The organism is Aeromonas sp. 602658 (assembly GCF_049173005.1).
In the GTDB taxonomy this organism is placed as follows: domain Bacteria; phylum Pseudomonadota; class Gammaproteobacteria; order Enterobacterales; family Aeromonadaceae; genus Aeromonas; species Aeromonas veronii_A.
In genome coordinates, this window is record NZ_JAAKRF010000004.1 from 24822 (window position 1) to 46476 (window position 21655).

Annotated in this window: 22 protein-coding genes; 11 read left to right on the plus strand and 11 right to left on the minus strand. The window is 57.4% G+C overall.

The genetic code is table 11. The features are described 5' to 3' along the window. Position 1 precedes the first annotated feature (1 nt). Both G5253_RS05690 and G5253_RS05695 read left to right on the plus strand, forming a co-directional pair. A complete protein-coding gene (locus tag G5253_RS05690) occupies positions 2-1138 on the plus strand; it encodes a zonular occludens toxin family protein (protein ID WP_421202852.1) in 1137 nt (378 codons plus the stop codon). A 682-nt stretch (positions 1139-1820) separates the two neighbouring features. Continuing rightward, a complete protein-coding gene (locus G5253_RS05695; protein WP_421202853.1) occupies positions 1821-2396 on the plus strand; it encodes a helix-turn-helix transcriptional regulator in 576 nt (191 codons plus the stop codon). A 143-nt stretch (positions 2397-2539) separates the two neighbouring features. On the opposite strand, the gene G5253_RS05700 is transcribed toward G5253_RS05695, so the two are convergent. After that, positions 2540-2740, minus strand: a complete 201-nt coding sequence (locus G5253_RS05700; protein ID WP_236317073.1) for a DUF3653 domain-containing protein — start codon at positions 2738-2740, stop codon at positions 2540-2542. A 230-nt stretch (positions 2741-2970) separates the two neighbouring features. On the opposite strand from G5253_RS05700, the gene G5253_RS05705 reads away from it, so the two are divergent. Continuing rightward, on the plus strand, positions 2971-3441 hold the full coding sequence (locus G5253_RS05705) for a hypothetical protein (protein ID WP_266134644.1): 471 nt from the start codon (positions 2971-2973) through the stop codon (positions 3439-3441). A gap of 24 nt (positions 3442-3465) precedes the next feature. Here the strand turns inward: G5253_RS05705 and G5253_RS05710 are convergent, their stop codons facing one another. The 4 genes from G5253_RS05710 to G5253_RS05725 all read right to left on the minus strand — a co-directional run bounded on the left by G5253_RS05710 (position 3466) and on the right by G5253_RS05725 (position 6909). Then, a complete protein-coding gene (locus G5253_RS05710; RefSeq protein ID WP_216953579.1) occupies positions 3466-3615 on the minus strand; it encodes a hypothetical protein in 150 nt (49 codons plus the stop codon). Positions 3616-4409: 794 nt separating this feature from the next. Beyond that, positions 4410-4940, minus strand: a complete 531-nt coding sequence (locus G5253_RS05715) for a hypothetical protein (protein ID WP_266134645.1) — start codon at positions 4938-4940, stop codon at positions 4410-4412. 5 nt (positions 4941-4945) lie between these two features. Further along, positions 4946-6226 carry a tyrosine-type recombinase/integrase gene (locus tag G5253_RS05720; RefSeq protein ID WP_266134709.1) on the minus strand — a complete coding sequence of 427 codons (1281 nt, stop codon included), beginning with the start codon at positions 6224-6226 and terminating at the stop codon, positions 4946-4948. 380 nt (positions 6227-6606) lie between these two features. Next, a complete protein-coding gene (locus G5253_RS05725) occupies positions 6607-6909 on the minus strand; it encodes a YebG family protein (RefSeq protein WP_216953581.1) in 303 nt (100 codons plus the stop codon). Between the two features lie 170 nt (positions 6910-7079). Here G5253_RS05725 and G5253_RS05730 point away from each other — a divergent pair, with 170 nt between their 5' ends. Next, the gene (locus G5253_RS05730) at positions 7080-7955 is read left to right on the plus strand and encodes an esterase/lipase family protein (protein ID WP_266134646.1); all 876 of its coding nucleotides are present in this window, start codon (positions 7080-7082) and stop codon (positions 7953-7955) included. Between the two features lie 90 nt (positions 7956-8045). On the opposite strand, the gene G5253_RS05735 is transcribed toward G5253_RS05730, so the two are convergent. Further along, on the minus strand, positions 8046-10019 hold the full coding sequence (locus G5253_RS05735) for an SDR family oxidoreductase (RefSeq protein ID WP_266134647.1): 1974 nt from the start codon (positions 10017-10019) through the stop codon (positions 8046-8048). Positions 10020-10267: 248 nt separating this feature from the next. Between G5253_RS05735 and G5253_RS05740 the strand changes: the two genes are divergently transcribed. The 4 genes from G5253_RS05740 to G5253_RS05755 all read left to right on the plus strand — a co-directional run bounded on the left by G5253_RS05740 (position 10268) and on the right by G5253_RS05755 (position 13579). Continuing rightward, the gene (locus G5253_RS05740; RefSeq protein ID WP_139462516.1) at positions 10268-10840 is read left to right on the plus strand and encodes a phasin family protein; all 573 of its coding nucleotides are present in this window, start codon (positions 10268-10270) and stop codon (positions 10838-10840) included. 94 nt (positions 10841-10934) lie between these two features. Next, positions 10935-12122: a patatin-like phospholipase family protein gene (locus G5253_RS05745; protein WP_113739550.1), complete on the plus strand. Its 1188-nt coding sequence runs from the start codon at positions 10935-10937 to the stop codon at positions 12120-12122. A 1-nt stretch (position 12123) separates the two neighbouring features. Further along, positions 12124-12765 (plus strand): TetR/AcrR family transcriptional regulator, encoded by a 642-nt coding sequence (locus G5253_RS05750; RefSeq protein ID WP_266134648.1) that lies wholly within the window; start codon positions 12124-12126, stop codon positions 12763-12765. 25 nt (positions 12766-12790) lie between these two features. After that, the gene (locus tag G5253_RS05755; RefSeq protein WP_266134649.1) at positions 12791-13579 is read left to right on the plus strand and encodes a hypothetical protein; all 789 of its coding nucleotides are present in this window, start codon (positions 12791-12793) and stop codon (positions 13577-13579) included. Between the two features lie 116 nt (positions 13580-13695). Here the strand turns inward: G5253_RS05755 and G5253_RS05760 are convergent, their stop codons facing one another. Both G5253_RS05760 and G5253_RS05765 read right to left on the minus strand, forming a co-directional pair. Continuing rightward, complete coding sequence (locus G5253_RS05760) at positions 13696-15126, minus strand: wax ester/triacylglycerol synthase family O-acyltransferase (protein WP_005333122.1); 1431 nt, start codon at positions 15124-15126, stop codon at positions 13696-13698. 255 nt (positions 15127-15381) lie between these two features. Further along, positions 15382-15714, minus strand: coding sequence for a polyhydroxyalkanoic acid system family protein (locus tag G5253_RS05765; protein WP_100645872.1), 333 nt, complete (start codon positions 15712-15714; stop codon positions 15382-15384). A 259-nt stretch (positions 15715-15973) separates the two neighbouring features. On the opposite strand from G5253_RS05765, the gene G5253_RS05770 reads away from it, so the two are divergent. After that, positions 15974-16702, plus strand: coding sequence for an FFLEELY motif protein (locus G5253_RS05770; RefSeq protein ID WP_266134650.1), 729 nt, complete (start codon positions 15974-15976; stop codon positions 16700-16702). An 87-nt stretch (positions 16703-16789) separates the two neighbouring features. Here the strand turns inward: G5253_RS05770 and G5253_RS05775 are convergent, their stop codons facing one another. From G5253_RS05775 to prpB, 3 genes are read right to left on the minus strand one after another with little or no spacing between them, the layout of a single operon-like run. Further along, the gene (locus G5253_RS05775) at positions 16790-18235 is read right to left on the minus strand and encodes a bifunctional 2-methylcitrate dehydratase/aconitate hydratase (protein ID WP_266134651.1); all 1446 of its coding nucleotides are present in this window, start codon (positions 18233-18235) and stop codon (positions 16790-16792) included. 10 nt (positions 18236-18245) lie between these two features. Further along, complete coding sequence (prpC, locus tag G5253_RS05780; RefSeq protein WP_266134652.1) at positions 18246-19373, minus strand: bifunctional 2-methylcitrate synthase/citrate synthase; 1128 nt, start codon at positions 19371-19373, stop codon at positions 18246-18248. Positions 19374-19383: 10 nt separating this feature from the next. Then, positions 19384-20271, minus strand: coding sequence for a methylisocitrate lyase (gene prpB / locus G5253_RS05785; protein ID WP_266134653.1), 888 nt, complete (start codon positions 20269-20271; stop codon positions 19384-19386). A 147-nt stretch (positions 20272-20418) separates the two neighbouring features. Here prpB and G5253_RS05790 point away from each other — a divergent pair, with 147 nt between their 5' ends. Then, on the plus strand, positions 20419-21045 hold the full coding sequence (locus G5253_RS05790; protein ID WP_069526833.1) for a paraquat-inducible protein A: 627 nt from the start codon (positions 20419-20421) through the stop codon (positions 21043-21045). Further along, the gene (locus tag G5253_RS05795) at positions 21029-21631 is read left to right on the plus strand and encodes a paraquat-inducible protein A (protein ID WP_005333132.1); all 603 of its coding nucleotides are present in this window, start codon (positions 21029-21031) and stop codon (positions 21629-21631) included. The genes G5253_RS05790 and G5253_RS05795 overlap by 17 nt, the downstream gene beginning before the upstream one ends. Positions 21632-21655 lie beyond the last annotated feature (24 nt).

A 21655-nucleotide genomic window follows, 5' to 3' on the forward strand; every position in this document is an offset into this window, starting at 1 on the left:
CATGCTGATATTTCACGAGGGATTGCCGGGCTCCGGTAAAAGCTATGAAGCATTGGTGTCCCATATTATTCCGCGGCTTAAGGACGGCCGCACCGTGGATGCCTATATCGAGGGTCTGAACTTCGAGAAGATAGCCGAGCTGGCCGAGATAACGCTTGAGGAATGCCAACAACAGCTCAAGCAGATCACCCGCGAACAGGTGCCGGCCATCCACGAACACGTTAGGGACAAGAGCCTTGTCATCATCGATGAGAGCCAGAACTTCTGGCCGTCTGGTCGCCAGAAATTACCTGACCCGATCATCCAATTGATAACAGAACACCGCCACCGTGGCCTTGATATCGTGTTGATGGGGCAGAACCTCAACGACGTACACAGCATGTGGCGTAACCGTATCGACAAGAAGTTTGTCTTCAAGAAGCTCGACGCCGTAGGCCAAGCCAAACGCTACTCTTGGACGGCCTACAGTGGTTCCCTCAGGGCAGACGGGCAGCGTAGCCGTATCGAGTTCGAGAAGCTCACAGGCGGCATTCGGCAGTATGACTCCAAGTATTTCGGCAGCTACGCCAGCACCACGTCAGAAGACAATGAGATGGGGGTCTATGAAGATGACCGGACGAACATCTTCAAGTCCGCCAAGTTCAAGTACGGGCTCCCCATTGCTGCCCTGCTGTTCATCGGTGGCCTCTGGTTCGCCGTCGATACCATGCTCAATTTCAACAGCAAGACGGGTGCCGAAGACTTGGCCAAGCAGGAGGCACAGCAACATGAAGTTGCATCACCCAGTTCACCTGGGCAACCAGCCCCAAGGCCGGAGCCGCCCCCGAAACCCAAGGTCGATGATCTCTTCACTCAGACCCTTGAATCCGGCAAGCCTGTCCTGACCTCTCAGACCATCGTCAACGGCCATTTGCTTGATGCATGGATCGAGGTGTGGGACGACAAGGACAACAACATAACAACATGGCGTTCGGGAGACCTCACCCAGTTGGGCTGGACTGTTGTCATGAAGTCCTACGGCTTGGTTATCACCAAAGGCAAAGTGACCATGCTCATCCGTGAGCGCAACACCATACCGCCTGGCAAGAAGGATAGTTTGACCGCAGGCGTTGCTTCATCAGTTGAAAAGGCTTTGTAGCAATTCACCCCGTCCAAGTGTGACGCGTCCCTCCAACGCGTCCCTTGGCGTCCCCGCTCGGCGTGGGTGTTGTTCAGCATGCGCCACTCCTGAGACAGCACGTCCGGAGGGGTTTGGTTGAGTAGATGCCTCGCACTTGCAGTTATCCACGGTGCGCCCCCACTTATCCATCAGGCAATACCCCGATCCCTCGAAGAGGGAAGTCCCAGCAGTTGAACCCCTCGCCCCTTCGGGGCGTGTTTTTCTAACACACACCTCCAGATGGAACAGTCAATCAACCCTCAGGCCGCAGGCCTCCCCCGAAGCCTGCGTAGGGGGTTCATTCCACCTGAGCCACCGCCGAGGGGTGTGATTCCTTCTTCTTGAAAAACAAAAAAAAAGAGGAGAAAACCTGTTGCTTAAGGGGTGACTGCAGGGGCTAGGGGTATTCGCCTGTGGAGAAGTGGGGGCGCGCGGTGGGTAACTGCGGGCCTCTGCGAAACCAAGCCCCGCCGGACGTGATGGCGATGGATCTGCTGGCGCGTCTTGCTGAACAACATCCGCGGCGTCCTGTGTAGCGTTGCTCCAGCCCGTAGCCAAAACACGGACATTCGAAAAGAAAGTGCAACATGATGTTGCATTTATGCCTGCTCAAACTATAATCGAAGTATGCAACATGATGTTGCACAAACAAGGAGGAAGCATGGACGATTTGAGCTTGAGCGCCGCAGAACTGAAAGACATTCGCGCCCGCCTTGAGTGGTCACAACAGCGCATGGCTGACGAGCTGGCCGTTGCTCGCAACACCGTTGTGCGCATGGAGAATGGGCAAATGGCCATAGAGCGCCGCACGGCCTTAGCAGTCAGGTATCTGGCTTGGCATCACGCCATGATCGAGAAGGTATCACGCCAACAGCCAGGGCAACCCGCAACTGCGTCCCCTGCCCCAGAATCTGGCGATCGCCACAAGCAGGTTGATTTGCCTCTTTCCTCCCCTGCGAAGACCGCCACCAGGTCAAACCCTGTTGCTGATGCTTGGGAGGTGTTTTGGGATCTTCGTTGTAGTCGTCAGGGCGTACACCTGCTTGAGGAGAACTATTTCAAGTTGGCCAAAGCGACCAATACAGATTATTCCTATCTCTTCATGCTCCAGCTTCTTCAGCGCCTGTTCGACCTCCCAGTGCCTTGGAACTCCTGCGCACCAGTTGAGTGGATACAGTTCAAAGCACTCCGCACCTTCACTGACAAGCTCTACAAAGCCAATCCACAATGGCACTAACCTAGTCAAACGCTAAATCGTGGGGGCCCCACTCGTGGGGTTCCGATTTAGTGATTGACTACACCACCCCAACATACCCTTGAGCAGGGGATTGAGGGGATCACTTCTCCCTCAATCCCTTAATTAACCGGCTTTTAAGGCTTTCAGCGTTCTGAGGTAGGCAAACGCCTCAGCGCCGCGTTGTCTTTCAGCGCCTTTAGGTCTTCACTCCCGAACGACTCGATGATTTCCAGACGCTGGCGGCTAAGATAGGTGCCAGCAGGGGTGATTAAGTGATGCCCGGACATACGCCAGCCATCCCAATAGCGGGTAAAAACGGTTGGCAGCTCCCGTCCAACTGCCATCCTCATGACTCGTTTGCATACAGGCGGTATGGGTTTTCCCTCGTCCCATAGTGTGACCTCTGTCACGGAAACAAAACAAAGTTTCGCTGTTTCCTCTGGACTCAAACCGCACTCAAACCATCGAAAGATAAAGTTTTTTGTTATATTCCTGCGCATTATTCGCGTACCGCTCGAATCTGACAACATTGTCAGGACGCACGGCATCGGCGGCTTTAACGTAATCATGAATTATGCGCAGTGATTGGTTTCTACGTTTTGGAGTTATTTTCGATGAAACACAGCCGTCGCCCACAGGATCGACTCCTGCTGGATGCGTTACCGCCGGTGTCGATCTGTTGACACCACTGCGGCGCCATCGGTTTCGGCAGCTAGATATCAGTGTGCCCGTTGACCACCAGTTGCTGTGGTTCGACGTGTTCCCGTTGGCCGGTGCGTTGGTGTTGATTCATAAGGACACCCCGTTGTGGATCTGCCGCTGGCAGTTGGTCAACCGTGTGGCGGTTATCCACGACTGGCGGGCCTTTTGGTACACCCATCAACAGGATTTTGCCCATCTGCCGCTGGAGGCGATTTGTTGGCTATCCAGTCGTTACCAGGTTAAATGGGATTCGCCCAGTGGCAGGTACTTTTGGCAGCGCTGCCTGCGGGAGGCCCGCGCCCGTGGCCTGTCGGTGAACGCTAGTGCTATAGGCCAGCCCTAAACATTGCTCACCGGGTTGGATGGCTCAGGCATGATCGATTGGCGCGACCTCGCGGCGTGCAGCATGGAGCTCGTCGGACATTTCCCCTGGGCTGATGCGCCGCACCACATCCACAGGCCAGGCGCTGCCGGTTTGCAGGACGCTGATGATCTCGGTCATTTCTGGGTGAGACATGTTGAAGGTCAAGAATAACAGAGTCTTTACAAATTATGCCGATAACCCCATTTATCGGCATCTCTGTGAGAGATAACATTGAGTGAATTTAACCACTACGGCGACACAACTCCGGTCAATGCGATCCATGATGAAGAACCATCTTGATATCTTGCAGCCAAATGCAGAAGAACCTCACCTAAAGCAGGCAATGCATCGTGCTTGGTGCCATATTGATATCTTGCAGCCAAATGCAGAAGAACCTCACCTAAAGCAGGCAATGCATCGTGCTTGGTGCCATAGCGTTGGCAATAGAATTGGCTAGTTCACCAACTGCTCATTTAGCTGTACCCGAACATGTCTTGGGACCATGTCCCCTCCCCTTAGTCGATATTCTGAAACCACAAATGTCCCATCTTGAGACAAGAGTCCACGATTAGAGGCTGTCTTGACCTGGTTAAAGTAGTCGCCTTAATGGGTGGACAGATCCCCTGCCCTTACTCAAAATGCTAAAAATGCAAATTTCCCGTATTGAATAGTTCACACTTACAACAGTGCCGGATCATTAATGCCCTTGATGCAATAAGCGCTCCCTCCCCTCTTGGTTTTCGTGACTTTTATAATGGTGCATTTAACGTAACCATTTATATATTTTCGTTATGTTGTGTTTGGCTCCTGAGTGTTTTCGGTAGCCCACGATGATGACCATTCGTATAAGTCATCAAATCACCTTTTTAGACCTCAATGCACTCTACAGAGAGAATGAAAAAGACCCGCCTTTTGCGAGACTAGTCTTGTTCTTTCAATCCGGCTGATCAGGCTATTAGCCAATGTTTGCGTTTGGGCATGGGCGTTCGCGGATGGGATATGTGGGCATTGCTGCACATATCCATGATTAGCCTCTTCAGTTCATTCATATCGACAGCGTGAAGTGTTAACGACCAGAATGCTCTCGCCTGGCTGTAGTGCATGCCGTTGGTATAGAGCAGGGTGTCATTTGCAAAATGAAGTTGGCTACAGGGTGCCTCCATCTGCAATCCTGTTTCGGGAAACCAGATATTCAACGTGCCTGAGGGGATAAGGGTAAATTGCGCCATCAGATCGCCTTGTCCGACAATCTTGTAGGTCTTCTTGATGATGTCTATCGGCATAGGGGGTTGTCTCGATGTTTGAGCAAGCGATTTGGTTATTTTTCTCTCTGATACGGAATAAATATTGATCCCGCGGATGGCTACCTGCTCGTTCTTAACAGCCCTGCTGTTCCCTGAACCGGTTGCCATCCAGAGAAGTACAAAATAACGGCACCAGCTTGAATGAGACCTTAATGAATCACTTTTTTTGGTCACGATGCTCACCCGCCCTTTGAACGATTATCTCTCGTTTGTTGGCTCAATCTGTCTAGCGGTTTTTGTTGCGCGCTCTCATGTCGTTCGCTGTTGCTGGTGTGCAGGTATTTCGAAGTGGTGTCGATGCTGTCATGTCCTGCATCGGCTTGTACGTGGGAAAGCGGTCTCCCATGCAGGTTGATGTCATGGGTGATCCCGGTATGGCGGATCGCATGGGGAGAGAGTTGCCGCATTTCGGCTGCATCCTGGGCAAATCCATCCTGCTCTGCCAATTCTGCCCCTTTACCGATGATCACCATGATCAAATCCCGTAGCTGGCGAATGCCGAGGTTGGCGTTGATCTCCCCCTGCTCGCGGCCGTGGGCTGCCGCTTTATGGCGAACGAACAGTGGCGTCTGTTCATCCGGTGTCGGCAAGGGAGAGAGACCGAGGAAGCGGCGGTAGCGTTCAAGTGCCGCCAACAGTGCTTGGGATACCGCTACGGTACGCCGTTTGCCCCCTTTGCTTTGCGGAATAAAGTAGCCCCAGACGCCGGTTTTGCGATCCCGCCTGAACTGCCCCATCACAGGGGTAAAGCCCGGCCGAGCTGCAACTTCAGAGATCCGCAGATAGCAGGCGTACATCAGAATGGTGAGAAAACGGCTGCGCTCGTGCTGCTCCGGATGGCCGTTGGCAAGGGTATCGGCGGCCTGCATCACATATGACCACTGCAACTCGCTGAAGGCCTGCACCTGATCATCGGCCTCCTGTTGTTGCGGCCGTTTGACCCGCTGCAGCAGCAGAGCGGGATTCCTGTCCATGTACTCCTCCTGGATCAGAAACTGGAAGAAGGCCGACAAGATGGCGAGTTTGGTCTTCATCGCCTGCTCGCTCAGGCGATAGGGCAAGGTGCGGCCCAGCTCCCGCTTGCCGAGAAACGGTCGCCATTGCGGGTTGGGCAACCGCTCTCCCCACTCCTTGTCGAGGACAAACTGCGCCACGTTGCGGTAGGCGATCAACTCGTCAGGGGGCGACTGACAGTAGTCGAGATAGCGGATCATGATGCGGCGAGTGAGATCTTTCGGGCTGATGGCTGCCTCGCGAAAGCACCAGTGTAAAAAAGTGGTCAGTTCGCTGCGATAGGTTTTGTAGTTGTTTTCGCTGTTGCGCTGCTCCAGCAGCCAATCAACCGCCAGTTCGTAAACCAGCCCGGCATCGGGCACATCATTGAGGCTGAGGTTGGCAAGGTACTGATTGACCTGCGGATTACCAGCTTCCAGATAGATAAGGCTGTCAAACAGCGGCATGGCTGGCGGCAAGGATAATGGTTGTTGAGTCATGGTGTTGCTTGTTGATGATGAGATGAGTCGATATGAGCCTGTGAGCCGAGTTGCTAGAAAAGGGCTCGTGATAGATGAATGCGGCTTCAATTGGGGTTGGTACTGCCTCTTGTTGTTGCTGATTAAGGTAACCGGGAGCGATCTGGATAACGTTCTCTCCACTGTTTGCTCATTATTTCCTCATAGACCTGGCTGGTGTCGCTCAGTGGTGCACGCTATTCAGTTATGCATGGGATATGCAGTATGGTTAAAAAATTCTCGGGGTAAATAGCTGTGAAAATGGTTTTAAATGCAAATAAAGTGAATGCCGAGAGCTGTTTATCCCGAGAAATAGCAGGTCTGTGCAATCAGGCCACCTGCTTTAGTGGCTTATCCTTGCGCTTGGCTGCTGGGGCCTCTTCCTCTTTCGTGCCTGCCTGAACCTTGCCGCCGCGCAGCAGGGTTTGCAGCACATCGCGCTGTTCTGCCAGGTAGAATGCCAGACTCTCTTGCTGCTCTGGTGCCAGCTCGATCGGGGCGCCAGCCAACAGGGTCATCAACTCATCGGCCGTATCCAGCAGCTTGTCATAGGCATCGGCCTCTTTTTTGCTGGCAAAGGTCATTTTTTCCACTCCCCCACGAACAACCACATATTTGATCTCGACAGCCATGATGGTCTCCTCTTGGTGATGATGGATAGAGTATATGTATGGATATACAGTATTGCAAATAACCTCACCGGAAAAGAGTTCGCCGGGGTTTAGCGACAAAAGCCGCGCTGGATCAAGCTGTCTCAAAGTGTCATTTGACTTCCACGCCAGACTGGTCGGATCATGGCCTTATGACGATCGTACGACACCTGTTTATTCTGCTGATGGTAGAGGCGCTGCTCCTCGGGAGTATCGCCCATTTGGTCGTGGGACTCCCCTGGTTGCTGACCCTGCTGTTTGTGGTGTTTGCCCTGCTTGGGTTGCGTTGTCTGGTGGTGCTCGGCAGCTGGCTGTTTACCCGCTTCTACCCCTCCCCGGCTATCGGCCCTTGGCGCAGGGTGAAGATGATGGCGCAGGAGATGCTGGCCTACCTCTACACCTTCACCTTGCTGTTGCCGTTCGAGCCTTTGCTGATGGCACCCGATCGGCTGCGGCCATGCCAGCGCCCCGTATTGTTGGTGCATGGTTACGGTTGCAGTCGCGGGATCTGGCGTACCCAGCGCACCCGACTGGAGACCGCAGGCCATGTGGTCGCCACCATTACCTTGATGCCACCATTTGGTCATATCGATGAGATGGTGCCGCTACTGGCCAAGCGAATTGACGATGTGCTCGCGCAAACCGGGGCTGACAAGCTGGTGCTGGTCGGTCACAGCATGGGTGGGCTGGTCTGCCGCGACTATCTGGCTATCCATGGTGGTGACAAGGTCGCACGCCTGATCACTCTGGCTACGCCTCATCAGGGCAGTCAGTTGGCCGCCCTTGGGCTTGGGGCCAATGCCCGCGAGATGGAACCCGGTTCCGGCTGGTTGCAGCGTTTTGCTTCGGTGCCGCTTTGCGTGCCCGGCATCTCGGTGCGCACCAGTCACGACAATGTGGTGATGCCGCAGGAGCGGCAACGATTGGCGGGAATGGAAGATATCGAGTTGCCCGCCATTGGCCATCTCTCTCTGCTCTACTCCCCTCGCACGACAGATCTGCTGCTTGAGTTGTTGTCCCGAGTCTGACCCTCCTTATTCGTCCTTCAACTGTTATTCCAAATAAAACAGGGGCCTGATTGCTCAGGCCCCTGTTGATCTCTTTATCCCATCATCCGGTTAGAAGTGTATCCCCTTGATCAGGGTCGAGACGGCAACCTGATCGGCGGTGGCCTTGGATTTGTCGCCATCCTTGGGATCGGCAAAGGTGCGGAAGCTGGTGTTCATGATGACCTGGGCGACGCGCGGTGCCAGAGCGTGAACCACCTGACCAAACACCCCGAGGCGAGTGGCCAGTCGCACATGCTTGTTGATGATGGTATCGCACACCAGATCGGCCGCCTCTTCCGGCGTCATCATAGGTACCTGCTCATAGACCTTGGTCGGCGCTACCATCGGCGTTTTCACCAGCGGCATATTGATGATGGAGAAGCTGACCCCCTTATCGGCAAACTCGGAGGCGGCGGTACGCACCCAGGCATCGAGGGCCGACTTGGAGGCAACATAGGCGGAGAAGCGCGGCGCATTGGTCAACACCCCGATGGAGGAGATGTTGATGATGTGCCCTTTTTTCTTCTCAATCATGGTGGGCAGCACCCCCATGATCACCTTGAGTGCGCCGAAGTAGTTGAGCTGCATGGTGCGCTCCAGATCGTGGAAGCGATCGAAGGAGTCCTCGATGGAGCGGCGGATGGAGCGGCCGGCATTGTTGACCAGAATATCGACGCCGCCGTGATCGGCCACGATGCGAGCGGTGATCTCCTCGGCTTGCGCCAGATTGGCGAGATCCCCCTGATAGATCTCGATGGTCAGCCCCAGCTCGGCAAACTCAGCTTTAGTCTCGGCAATCTTCTGCTCGTCGCGCGCGATGGTAACGACGTTGGCCCCTGCCCCCGCCAGCTTGCGTGCGGTTGCTCGGCCAATGCCGGAGGTGGCCCCGGTCACCAGCACCACCTTGCCCTCTACCCGACCACGCAAGGAGCGATCGATGAAGAGCTCCGGGTCGAGGTGACGCTCCCAGTAATCCCACAGCCGCCAGGCGTAGCTGTGCAGTGGTGGCACTTCGATACCGGTCCCTTTCAGTACTCGCTGGGTTTCGCGACTGTCGAAACGGGTGGGATAACTGATAAGGCGGAACACATCCTTGGGCAGACCCAGATCGGCGATGGCGGCATCGCGGATGCGGCGCACCGGCGCCATGGTCATCAGCATGGCGGTCAGGTGGCGGGGAATGAAATTAAAGAGAGAGGCATTGATGCGGATCGCAGGCTCCGGCGCATGGGCGGCGCGGGAGAAGGTGCTCAGCATGTCGCCGACCCGCATCGGGTTGGGGTCGGTCAGGTGGAAGGTCTTGTTCTCCTCGCCCTCTTGATGGGCGATATGCACCATGGCATCGACCACGAAGTTGACCGGCACGATATTGATGCGCCCGCCCTCAACCCCGATGGCTGGCATCCAGGGCGGCAGCAGACGGCGCAGCTTCTGAATGGTCTTGAAGAAGTAGTAAGGGCCGTCGATCTTGTCCATCTCGCCGGTATTGGAGTCACCGACAACGATCCCCGGTCGATAGACTCGCCACGGAACTGTGCACTCGTTTCGCACAATCCCTTCCGCTTCGTGCTTGGTCTGGAAGTAAGGCATGTCGAGGTGTTCGGCCTCATCGAACATGTCCTCGCGAAACAGACCGTCAAACAGGCCCGCTGCAGCGATGGAGCTGCAGTGGTGGAACTGCCCCGCCCCCAGCCGCTCGGCAAGTTGAACAGCCTGACGGGTCCCTTCGGTGTTGACCTGCTGCTGGATCCCCGCCTTGGCGTTGAGATCATAGATGGCAGCCAGATGGAAGAAGTGGTCGATCTTGCCGATCAACTGCTCCTGCATCTCGACCGATACCCCCAGCAGCGGTTGTGTCATGTCGCCAAAAACCGGGACTGCGCGCGATTCATCCACATTCCAGAATGAGAACAGCTCTGGCAATTTCTCCTGATGAGAGGCGCGCATCAGAAAATAGACGGTACAGTCGGGATGCTGTTGGAATAACTTTTTGATCAATCGACGCCCGATAAAACCACTACCGCCAGTAATGAAATAGTTCATAAAGAGAATCCTGCTACTGATTAGGGTGTTACTAGGTTGTTAGATATATCACGATTCATATGGGAATCTGCAATTTGATTGTCGGTTCGTGAGCAAACCCTAATTTCGGTGGTGTGCCTGTTCCGTTATTAGGTAGAACCCTCTATTTTTTGTCCCTAGACTGAAGTCGAAAAATCAGTAATGCCACAACCCGATTGCAGTTTCGTTGTCGCCATTACATTTAACAGTCGTTATTCAAGGAGAAGATCATGGCTAAGAAATTGAAAGCGCTGGCAGGGTCAGTGACCGACAACCAACTCACCTCCACCATCAAGGAGTCTACCCAGCAGATCTGGTTGGCCGGTCTGGGCGCCTATGCCAAGGCGCAGGAAGAGGGTGGCAAGATCTTTGAAGCCCTGGTGCAGGAAGGTGAAGCGCTGCAAGCAAAAACCCGTCAGAGCGCAGATGAGAAGATTGCAGCTGTGACCGACAAGACCGCCAATACCTGGGGCCGTCTGGAGCAGGTTTTTGAAGATCGCGTGGCCCGCGCTGTGGCCAGCCTCGGCATTCCGACCCGCAAGGATATCGACAAGCTCTCCAAGCGCATGGCCGAGCTGACCGACGTGGTCCAGCAACTGCTGGATGCGCAGGAAGAGGAGGCCCCTGCCGCTGAAGCCAAACCGGCTGCCGCCAAAAAGCCCGTTGCCCGCAAGCCTCCGGTAAAGAAGGCTCCGGTAGCCAAGGCCAAAGAGGCCGTGGTTGAGCAGGCCGCCGATCTCCTTTCCGCCGCTGAAGATGCGGTGAAAGAGGTGAAGGCCAAAGCAGAGAGCGTCCTGCCCTGATCCCTCGCGGTGACGGAAGGTGATTGATACCGGCCCATGCCCTGCGCTGGGCCGGTCTTGTCATGGTGAATGTCATGGATAGAGAGGCGACGCTATGAGTACCATCGCAATTGCCCTTGCTGGCGGCGGGCCGCTCGGCGGCATCTACGAGATCGGTGCCTGCGCAGCCCTCTCTGACAGCATCAACGGCTTGCGCCTTGACCATGCCGATATTTATGTTGGCGTCAGTTCGGGGGCCGTGGTGGCGTCGGCGCTGGCCAACGGCATCTCGCCGGCAAAGCTGGTGCGGATCCTGCTCAGCGATGATTCGGGGGAGATGTTTGACCCGGCCACCTTGCTGCGACCCGCTTTTCGTGAATATGCCGACCGCCTGACCTCGATCCCGCCACTGGCGTGGCAGAGCCTGACCTACTATCTGGCGGCGCCCTGGAAGCGCAGCCTGTTTGAATCGCTGCAGGGACTCTCCAAGGCCATTCCGACCGGACTGTTCGACAATCGCGGGGTGGATCGCACCCTGACCCAGTTTTTTTCTCGCCCCGGCCGCAGCAACGATTTCCGCCAGCTGCGCAGTCGACTGTTTGTGGTAGCCACCGAACTCGACACCGGTCATCCGGTTGCCTTCGGCAGCCCAGGGCTCGATGACGTGCCCATCTCGGCGGCGGTACAGGCGTCGGCCGCCCTGCCCGGCCTCTTTCCCCCTTCATTGATTAACGGGCGTTACTATGTGGACGGGGCGCTGATCAAGACTCTGCACGCTTCGGTAGCGCTGGAAGAGGGAGCGGATCTGGTGTTCTGCATCAATCCGCTGGTGCCCTATGATGCGGACATGGCCGACGGCACCCCGACCAATCTGGTGGACAGCGGTCTGCCGGTGGTGCTGGCCCAGACTTTTCGCGCCATCATCCACTCCCGCATGCATGTGGGGATGGATCGCTACAAGCACCAATATCCCGACGCCGACGCCCTGCTGTTTGAGCCCTCTTCTGCCGATGGCGAGATGTTCTTCACCAATGTGTTCAGTTACCGGGATCGTCGCCGCCTCTGCGAGCACGCTTACCAGCATACCCGCCGCGATCTCTGGCTGCGTCGTGACGAGCTGGCGCCGGTGCTGGCCAAGCATGGCCTCGAGCTCAATCTGGCCGCGCTGGCCGATGAAGATCGCACCCTGCTGGCCCCCGGCATTGGCTCGGTCGCCGCCCTCGACAAGTCGCTGGAGCAGTTGCAGCACTGGCTTGCCAAACGCTATCGCCACGGCGTGCGCCGTTCATCACCAAAGGAGTAGCATGGATCGCAAACCCAAACGTCGTACCCGGGAGCGGATCCTGACCACTGCCCTCGCCTGCTTCAATCGACAAGGGGAACCCAGCGTCACCACCTCGGCTATTGCGGCCGAGATGGAGATCAGCCAGGGCAATCTCTACTACCACTTCCACAACAAGGAGGAGATCGTCAACGCCCTGTTCTGCGAATTTGAACAGCAGATGGATCGCCTGCTGGAGGCGGTCAGCTCCCCGTCCGATGAGCCCGAAGATATCTGGCTCTTCCTCCACCTGATGTTTGAAGCCATCTGGCAGTACCGTTTCCTCTACTACGATATCGCGACCCTGATGAGTGGTTATCATCAGGTGGAACAGCGCTTTTCCGCCCTGCTGCGCCGCAAGGAGCAGACCGCCATCGCCATTTGCAACCATCTGCAAACGGTCGGGCTGATGGAGGGCACGACGCAACAGATGCGCACGCTGGCAGCCAATGTGGCGCTGGTGGGCACATTCTGGATCTCTTACCAGCGGGCACTGCACCCCAAGGCGGACGCCGATATCGCCCTCGGCGTCTTTCAGGTCATGCAGCTGGTCGCACCCTATTTGCGGGCCGATGTCCGCGCTCATCTGGGCGCCCTCGCCCACCACTACACCGACAAGGTTTGATTCACATGCTACAGGGAGAACAAGCATGACCACTTCACAACTCGAATTTGTCCCCTTCCCCTACGCGGATGCGGCCTATGACTATGCCGGCCAGAAGCTGGCGCACAACTGGGATCGACTCCATCAGGGGGATGCCGAACCCTGGCCCGAGGATGAACAGGTACAGGATGCTTGGCGGGCCTATCATGCCGGGGATTTTGCCCAGGCCGTCGCCCTTGGCGAAGCGGCCGGTGAGGCGGGCCTCAATGTGGCGAACAAAGCGCTGGTGATCCATGCCAGCTATCTGCTGGAAGACAAGTATGCCAAGCGCGCCGCCTTCGAGCGGGCGGCCAGTCATGCCGAGAAGCTGCAAAAAAGCCAGCCCAAGAACGCCAACGCCTGGTATTTCCACGCGCTGGCCCTCGGGCGCTACAGTCAGGTCATTTCCATCTCCAAGGCCCTCTCGCAAGGAATTGGCGACAAGATCAAGGTAAGCCTTGAGAAGGCGCTGGAGCTGGCGCCAGATCACGCCGAGGCCCATATTGCCTTTGGCGCCTGGCACGCGGAGATCGTCGACAAGCTGGGGGCCATGATCGGTGGCCTTACCTATGGCGCCAAGAAGGAAGAGTCCGAGCGTCACTTCAAGGAAGCGCTGGCGCTGATCCCCGACTCGGCTATCGCCCGCATGGAGTACGCCAACGCTCAGGTGATGCTGCACGGCAAAAGCCGCCTGAAAGCCGCCGAAGCCATCTATGCCGAAGCGGCCGAGTGCGAACCCATGGATGCCATGGAGCGCCTCGATGTGGAGGCGGCGCGGGAAGAGTTGGAGGATTAACCGCCACTCTTGCCACTGATAGATAACAAAACAAGAGGCCAACCCGCGGGTTGGCCTCTTTTATGATGGGTTCTGACCGGTTGGAATACGCCGCCACCGGTCTATCAAATGCACGCTCAACCGAGCAGCGCATCCAGTCCGTTGGGGTCAAACAACAGCTCCGGCTCCATCAGCACCAGCAACAGCAGTTGTTCGAACTCCACCGCAAACCGCTCGACCACCCGATCCGGATCCGGTACCAGCTTCTTGTCTGTGATAAGGCCCAGCTGCACTTTGTGATCGTAAGAGAGGATGGAGACGCCGACGCCGATATCCCCCGATTGCGGCACCCAGAACAGTGGTTGGCGTAGTTTTGCACCGGCCAGATAGAGGGTCTGCTGCGGGCCGGGTACATTGGTGATCACTGCACTGGCCTTGGCTGTGAGCAGCTCGACTGCCTGCTGCTGCACCGCATTGGGTGCCATGCCAAGGGCATGTAACAAGTTGAGCACCACCACGGGTTGTAGCGAGGTGCGCAGCGCCTGCATCCGGTCACGCACGGTATAGAGCCGTTGCAACGGGTGTTCAACATCCAGTGGCAAGTCCAGGGCCACCAGCCCGAAGCGGTTGCCAAGCGCACCCTCATCGTCCGGCGCACGCATATTGACTGGCACCAGGGCGCGGATCTTGACCTTGTTGGCATCATCCCCCTTCTCCTGCAGGTAGTGGCGAAACGCCCCTGCGGTGGCGGCGATCAGCAGATCGTTGACCGAGCAGCCCAGCACCTTGCCCACTGCCTTGATATCCGGCAGATCAATTTGCTCCGACCAGGCCACCCGCTTGGTGCTGGTGGTCTTGCCCCGCAGGCGGCAGGGTGAATCATCACCGAGGGTGGCGATATTGCACAGCTCGCTCGCCACATCCCGCCCGGTCTTGAGGTAATCCACCGCCTTGGTGGGATGGGTGACCACTTCGACATATTTGGACCAGAGGCTACCGGTCAGCTTGAGACCGGCCCGCACCAGACGGCTGCCCTGGTGGCAATCCTCCTCATCCTCGTCATCGCTGTCATCCAGTGGCTCCGGTGACGGTGGTCGCGGCGCCCCTTCCGGGGTGTTATCCATCATGGTCAGCATGGCCCGCACCAGCGAGAAGCCGTCGCCCATGGCGTGGTGAATGCGCACCACCAGCGCTTGCCCACCCAGCGACGTGTCGGTCAGGTGCATATCCCACAGGGGGCGCTGGTGGTTGAGCGGCGTCGAGGCGAGATCGGCCACCAGCTTCTCCAGCTCCAGCTTGCCTGCTTCACCCGGCAGGATCACTCGCTTGAGGTGCTGATCGAGATCGAAATCGGGATCATGGCGCCAGTAGTAGGAGCCCCCCTCCAGCACGGCCCGCTGGTGGAAGCGGGGTTGCACCGAAATGGTGTGGCGCAATCCGGCCCGCAGACGCGCTTCATCAAGCTCTCCTTCAAACATCAGGACACCGATGATCTGCATCAGGTTGTTGGGTCTGTCCATGCGTAACCAGGCGGTATCGACGCAGGAGATAAATTCACTCAGTGGCATGGTTGTTTCCCTACAAAATGAATTTACCGAGGCGGCAAATTGCTCCTGCCCTCATATCCGGATGAAGACTTGATGCAATCAGAATGACATTAATGAGTGCCGACTCGAAATATGAAATAAAGATGAAAGATTACTTAAAAAATAGAATTGAGACCTCGCCGAATAATAAATCTGACAAACTATATGGCTTGCCAACTTATTTCAAACAGCCATCGTTTACAGCTGGTTTATTTAAAACCAGTGCAACGAAGAGTTTCAAACACGTTTGGGGCAAGGTAAGCGATTGTCGACATAATCGAGGATCTCCTGCTCCAGTACGCTGCGTACAGGCAACAGCATCAAACCAAGATGCACTTCCAGTTCCAGGGTATCTTCGTCCAGGGTGAGAGTGCCATGTACCCCTGAGCCGCGAAAACGAAGCTCGGTCTCCTCTTCATCTGCCCATTCGCAATCGAGTTGATAGCTCTCGCTCATGTCCGCGGCAATGGCTTCAGCCGCGATCCGGGCGGCGGCCAATCCCAGCGGATGCTGACGGCTGATCTGGATGGTAGAGAGTGCGCTGCTGCCAGCGAGCGAGTTGAAGAACATGGTCGTTACTCTGGGTCATAAGTTAGTTATTGATATTAAACACATGTTCACAAAAAATGAAAGGATGGTTCACATAAATGGGGCTCACTTAACAGAGTCGAGAGGGATGCAGGCCATCAGCGGGGCATGGCATTTATTCCCTCCCCCGTGCGCGCTACACTTGTCACGGAACGGTCAGCAAAAGCTGCTTGTTTTTCATTCACTTGTATCTTCGTATCACCCAATTCCCATCAATGGGCCCAAGGCCAGAGAGCTGTAGATGACGCATCAAGAACATGCCCACGACGACGATAGCACCCTGGGTCGGCTATACCGCCAGCTCAAGCGGGTTGCAGCCTTGCGCGAGCAGATGCGTGCCCACCCGGAAGATCAGCAGGATCGGGATCGGCTACGCCAGTGGCAGGCCGACCGGTTGGGGCGAACCCATCGTGATCTGCTGGAGAGTGACCGCTACGGCCCTGCCGCCGAGTTTTTCCTGACCGATCTCTATGGCCCGGGGGATTGTGCCCGCCGCGATGCGGACGTGATGCGGGTGATGCCGACCGCCGAGCGGTTGTTGCCGGAGTCCGGTCTCAAGGTGCTGGCGCAGGCGATCGAGCTTGATGCTCTCTCCGAAGAGCTCGATTACTTGATGGTGGTGGCGCTACGGCGCATTGATGGCATAGCTCCCATCACGCCGGACCACTACACCATCGCCTATCGTGCCGTAGGCGAGCAGGCGCGCCGGGAACATCAGATTGCTCTGGTGAGCGAGCTTGGCATGACGCTGGACAGGCTGGCGAGAAAACCGCTGCTGGGGGCAACCCTCAAGCTGGTGTCAGGGCCCGCCCATCTGGCGGGGCTTGGTGAACTCTTCTCCTTTGTCGAGCGGGGTTATCGGGTCTGCCATCAGATGGGGCGCGCCAACGAGTTTCTCGAGACCATCGCCAGTCGTGAGACGGCGATCATGACGGCGCTCTTTAACGGCGACAGCAGTGTGCTGACGTAGTGTTGCGGTGAGGGATAAACCGCCAGAATAACAAAGCGGGCCGATGGGCCCGCTGTTCGTTTATCGCTGTTTGCCGGTAGATATTGGTCAGATCACCAGCAGATCCATAAAGGCGTGGACCGGTGTGCTGGCCAGCTGCTTGCCATCCTGGCAGAGGGCGAGAATATCGCGGACCCGTTTGGCCGGGAAGCGAGTGGCCAGATTGTGCTGGAATTTCTCCACCAACAGCGGGATCCCCTCCTCCCGCCGGCGACGATGGCCGACCGGATACTCCACCTCGACCTTAGGAGTGTTAGTGCCATCCTTGAAGAAAATCTGGATGGCGTTGGCAATGGATCGCTTGTCCGCCTCCAGATATTCACGGCTGTAGAGTTTGTCCTCCTGCACCACCATCTTGTCGCGTAGCCCGTCGATACGGGGATCGGCGGCTACATCGTCCTCGTAATCCTCGGCGACAAGGCGACCGAAAATCAGCGGCACCGCCACCATGTACTGCAGGCAGTGATCCCGATCGGCCGGGTTATTGAGGGCACCCACCTTGCTGATGATGCGAATGGCCGACTCATGGGTGGTGAGTTCGATGCGGTCGATCTCATCCAGCCGCCCCTTCACCTGACCGTGCAGTTTCATGGCGCACTCGACCGCGGTCTGGGCATGGAACTCGGCGGGATAAGAGATCTTGAACAGCACGTTCTCCATCACATAGCTGCCGTACCCCTGATGCAGGGCGAACTGGTTGCCCTTGAACAGCACATCGTAGAAGCCCCACTTGGGGGCGCTCAGCACACCGGGATAGCCCATCTCGCCGCTCATGGTGATAAGGGCGAGGCGCACCGCGCGGGAGGTGGCATCCCCCGCCGCCCAGCTCTTGCGCGACCCCGCATTGGGGGCATGACGGTAGGTACGCAGGCTTTGCCCATCGACCCAGGCCTGGGAGACCGCATCAATCACCTGGTCGCGTGTGCCACCCAGCATGTGAGTCACCACGGCGGTGCTGGCGACCTTGACCAGCACCACGTGATCGAGACCGACCCGATTGAAGGAGTTCTCCAGCGCCAGCACCCCTTGAATTTCGTGGGCTTTGACCATGGCCACCAGCACATCGGCCATGGTGAGCGGTGCCTTGCCATCGGCGACGCGAGTACGGGAGAGCCAGTCTGCAGTGGCGAGAATACCGCCCAGATTGTCGGAGGGGTGACCCCACTCGGCGGCCAGCCAGGTGTCGTTGTAATCGAGCCAGCGGATGATGGCGCCGATGTCCCAGGCTGCCTTGACCGGGTCGAGGCAGAGCTGGGTACCGGGCACCCGGGCACCATGGGGCACGAGGGTGCCCGGTACGATGGGGCCAAGGTGCTTGGTGCACTCGGGGAAGCGCAGAGCCAAGAGGCCACAGCCCAGCGTATCCATCAGGCAGTAACGGGCGGTGTCGAGAGCCGCCTTGCTGGTAATGGGGTGGTTGCAGACATAATCGGCAATATCGACCAGCACCTGATCGGGGTCTGGTCTGTGGTTGACGTCGACGTTGGCGGACATCGTGACTTCCTTATCGTTGTTGTAGAGAGACAAAGTGACGGGGGGCTGGGCCGACATAATCGGCGCTCGGACGGATGATCCGGTTGTGCTCGCGCTGCTCCATCACGTGGGCGCACCAGCCGGTGACCCGCGAGCAGACGAAGATAGGCGTGAACAGCTTGGTCGGGATCCCCATGTAGTGATAAGCGCTGGCATGGAAGAAGTCGGCGTTGGGAAAGAGCTCTTTTTCTTCCCACATCACCTTCTCCGCCTCGCAGGAGACGCGATAGAGGCGATCATCCCCCACCGCCTCGGCGAGCTTGGCCGACCACTCCTTGATGATGACGTTGCGCGGATCCGAGGTGCGGTAGATGGCGTGGCCAAAGCCCATGATCTTCTCCTTGGCCGCCAGCTTGGCCAGCAGTTCGCGCCTTGCCTGCGTTTCATCCTGCCAGTGTTCGATCATCGCCATGGCTGCCTCGTTGGCTCCGCCGTGGAGTGGGCCGCGCAGGGTACCGATGGCGGCAGTGATACAGGAGAACATGTCGGAAAGGGTTGAGGCGCAAACTCGCGCGGCAAAGGTGGAGGCGTTGAACTCATGCTCGGCGTAGAGGATGAGGGAGACATGCATCACCCGGCGCTCCAGCTCGCTCGGTGCTTTTTGGTGCAGCAGCGCCAGAAAGTGGCCACCGATACACTCTTCATCGGTATCGAGGGCGATGCGTACGCCCTCGTGGCTGAACTTGTACCAGTAGATCAGAATGCCCGGGAAGGCGGCCAGCAGCCGATCCGCCACTTCATGCTCATGCTCGAAGCCATCTTCCGGCTCCAGATCGCCGAGCATGGAGCAACCGGTGCGCAGCACATCCATGGGGTGAGCATCGGCGGGAATGCGCTCCAGTACCTCCAACAGCGGCTGGGGCAAGCTGCGCAGGTGACGCAGCTCGCGCTTGTAGGCGTCAAGCTGCTGCTCACCGGGCAACTCCCCCTTGAGCAGCAGATAGGCGACCTCCTCGAACTGGGCGCTGTCGGCCAGCTCCTTGATGTCGTAACCGCGATAGGTAAGACCGGTGCCGCTCTTGCCCACGGTGCAGATGCTGGTCTCCCCTGCGCTTTGACCGCGCAGACCGGCCCCGCCCAACGGTTTTTGCTGTCCCATAAGCTGCCTCCTATTCCTTGGCTGTAAACAGACGATCCAGGGTCTGCTCGTAGTGGTGATATCCGAGGAAGTCGTAGAGCGACTCCCGGGTCTGCATGGTCTCCACGACAGCCCTTTGATGGCCATCCTGGCGAATATGTTGATAGACGTTGAGGGCGGCCTGATTGGCTGCGCGGTTGGCACTTAAGGGGTAGAGCACCATGTCGACCCCGTGGGCGGCCAGTTGCTCTTTGTCAAACAGCGCGGTTTTGCCGAACTCGGTCATGTTGGCGAGGATCGGCACGTTGGCCGCCAGCTTGAACTGGTCGTACTGGGCCAGCTCGGTCACCGCCTCGGCGAAGATCATGTCGGCACCGGCGGCCACATAGGCAGCGGTGCGCTCAAGAGCCGACTCCATCCCCTCCACCGCCAGTGCATCGGTGCGGGCCATGATGACGAACTCGCTATTCTCGCGGGCATCCACCGCTGCCTTGATGCGATCGCACATCTCCTCCAGCGTGACCACCGCCTTGTTGGGGCGATGACCACAACGCTTCTGAGTCACCTGATCTTCCATGTGCACGGCTGCCACTCCGGCCCGCTCGAACGCGCGGATGGTGCGGGCGATGTTGAATGCCCCGCCCCAGCCGGTATCGATATCGACCAACAGCGGCACCCGGGTGGCAGCAGTTATCCGCTCAGCATCGGTCAGCACGTCGTTGAGGGAGGTCATGCCGAGATCCGGCAAACCGTAGGAGGCGTTGGCGACTCCGGCACCCGAGAGGTAGAGCGCCTGAAAACCGCTGCGCTCGGCCATCAGCGCCATATAGGCATTGATGGTGCCGACGATCTGCAGGGGATGTTCATTGGCAAGGGCGGTGCGAAAGCGCAGGCCTGCCGAGGGGGACAAACTGGACATCATGACTCCTTTCACCTGTCTAGTCTGGCTATCTAATATCACGTTTACGTTAACGTCAATTATACTTTCGTAACATTCCGGCTGCAGGCAAGACAGGAAACCGGTTTTAGGGTAAATTTCACCAATTCCTTCAACAGGTTGAATTGTATGATGGAGCCCGGTTCCGTAATTGTCTGTCCGGCGTGCGACTTGCTGATCCAGCGCAAAGCACTGCCGCTGCGTCGCCATGCCCACTGCCCGCGTTGTCACCAACATCTCTATGGCCGTTATGCCTTTCGTCCCTCCCAGTTGATGGCCCTGACCATCACCGGATTTCTGCTGCTACCCTCCGCCTTTTTTGAACCGCTGATCTATCTGCGGCTGGCTGGGGTCAACACCGACGCCGACCTGCTGCGCGGTATCCTGGTGCTGTTTGGCGAAAGTGAGTTTTGGGTGGCCTCTTTGGTGCTTTGGTGCGCCGTACTGGCACCGGTAGGATTATTGGCGGGGATCTTTGTGCTGGCTTCGGGTCTGGCCAAACGTTGGCACATTCTTCCCGTCACCTTGAAGCTGGTCGAGGTGTTTCGCCACTGGGCCATGCTGGAGGTCTATATCGTCAGCCTGCTGGTTGCCCTGTTCAAACTGATCGACATCGCCGATGTGCGCCTCGGTGGCGGGTTGCTCAGCCTCGGTATTTTGATGCTGCTCAACATGACCCTGCTGATCCTGTTTGACCCCGCCCCCTACTGGGCGCGGATCCCGTTAAAGGAGCCGGAACATGACCAGCGCCCGTGAGATGGGACTCTGCCGCTGCCATACCTGTGGTTTGCTGGTGCGCTATCAAGCCGGGGCAGTCTGCCCCCGTTGCAGCAGCAAATTGCAGGTGCGCATTCCCCGTTCCCTCGCCTGGTCGTGGGGCTTGCTGGCGCTCGCCACCTTCATGTTGCTACCTGCCAATCTGTTGCCCATTACCCATTTCTACAACAAGGGGTTACTGCAGTCAGATACCATCTTCAGCGGTATCATGATGCTCTATCGCAGCAAGATGAGCGGGATTGCCACCATAGTCCTCACCGCCAGCATACTGGTACCCGTGGGCAAGATATTGGGGTTGGGCTGGATCTGCTGGCAGTTGCAGCGGGCCAAACCGGTGCGGCGCAAGCGCCAGCTAGTGATGTATCGGGTGATCGATTTTATCGGTCGCTGGTCAATGCTGGACTTGTTCGTGATTTCGCTGATGGTGGCACTGGTCGATCGGGGTGTGCTGCTGAGTGTCCGCGCAGGCCCGGGGGCCACCGCCTTTGCCGGTGTGGTGGTGCTGACCATGATGTCGGCCCGCATGCTCGATACCCGTTTACTGTGGGACAAGGCGGCCCGTTGATGATTTCTCTGTTTTTGTCTGATG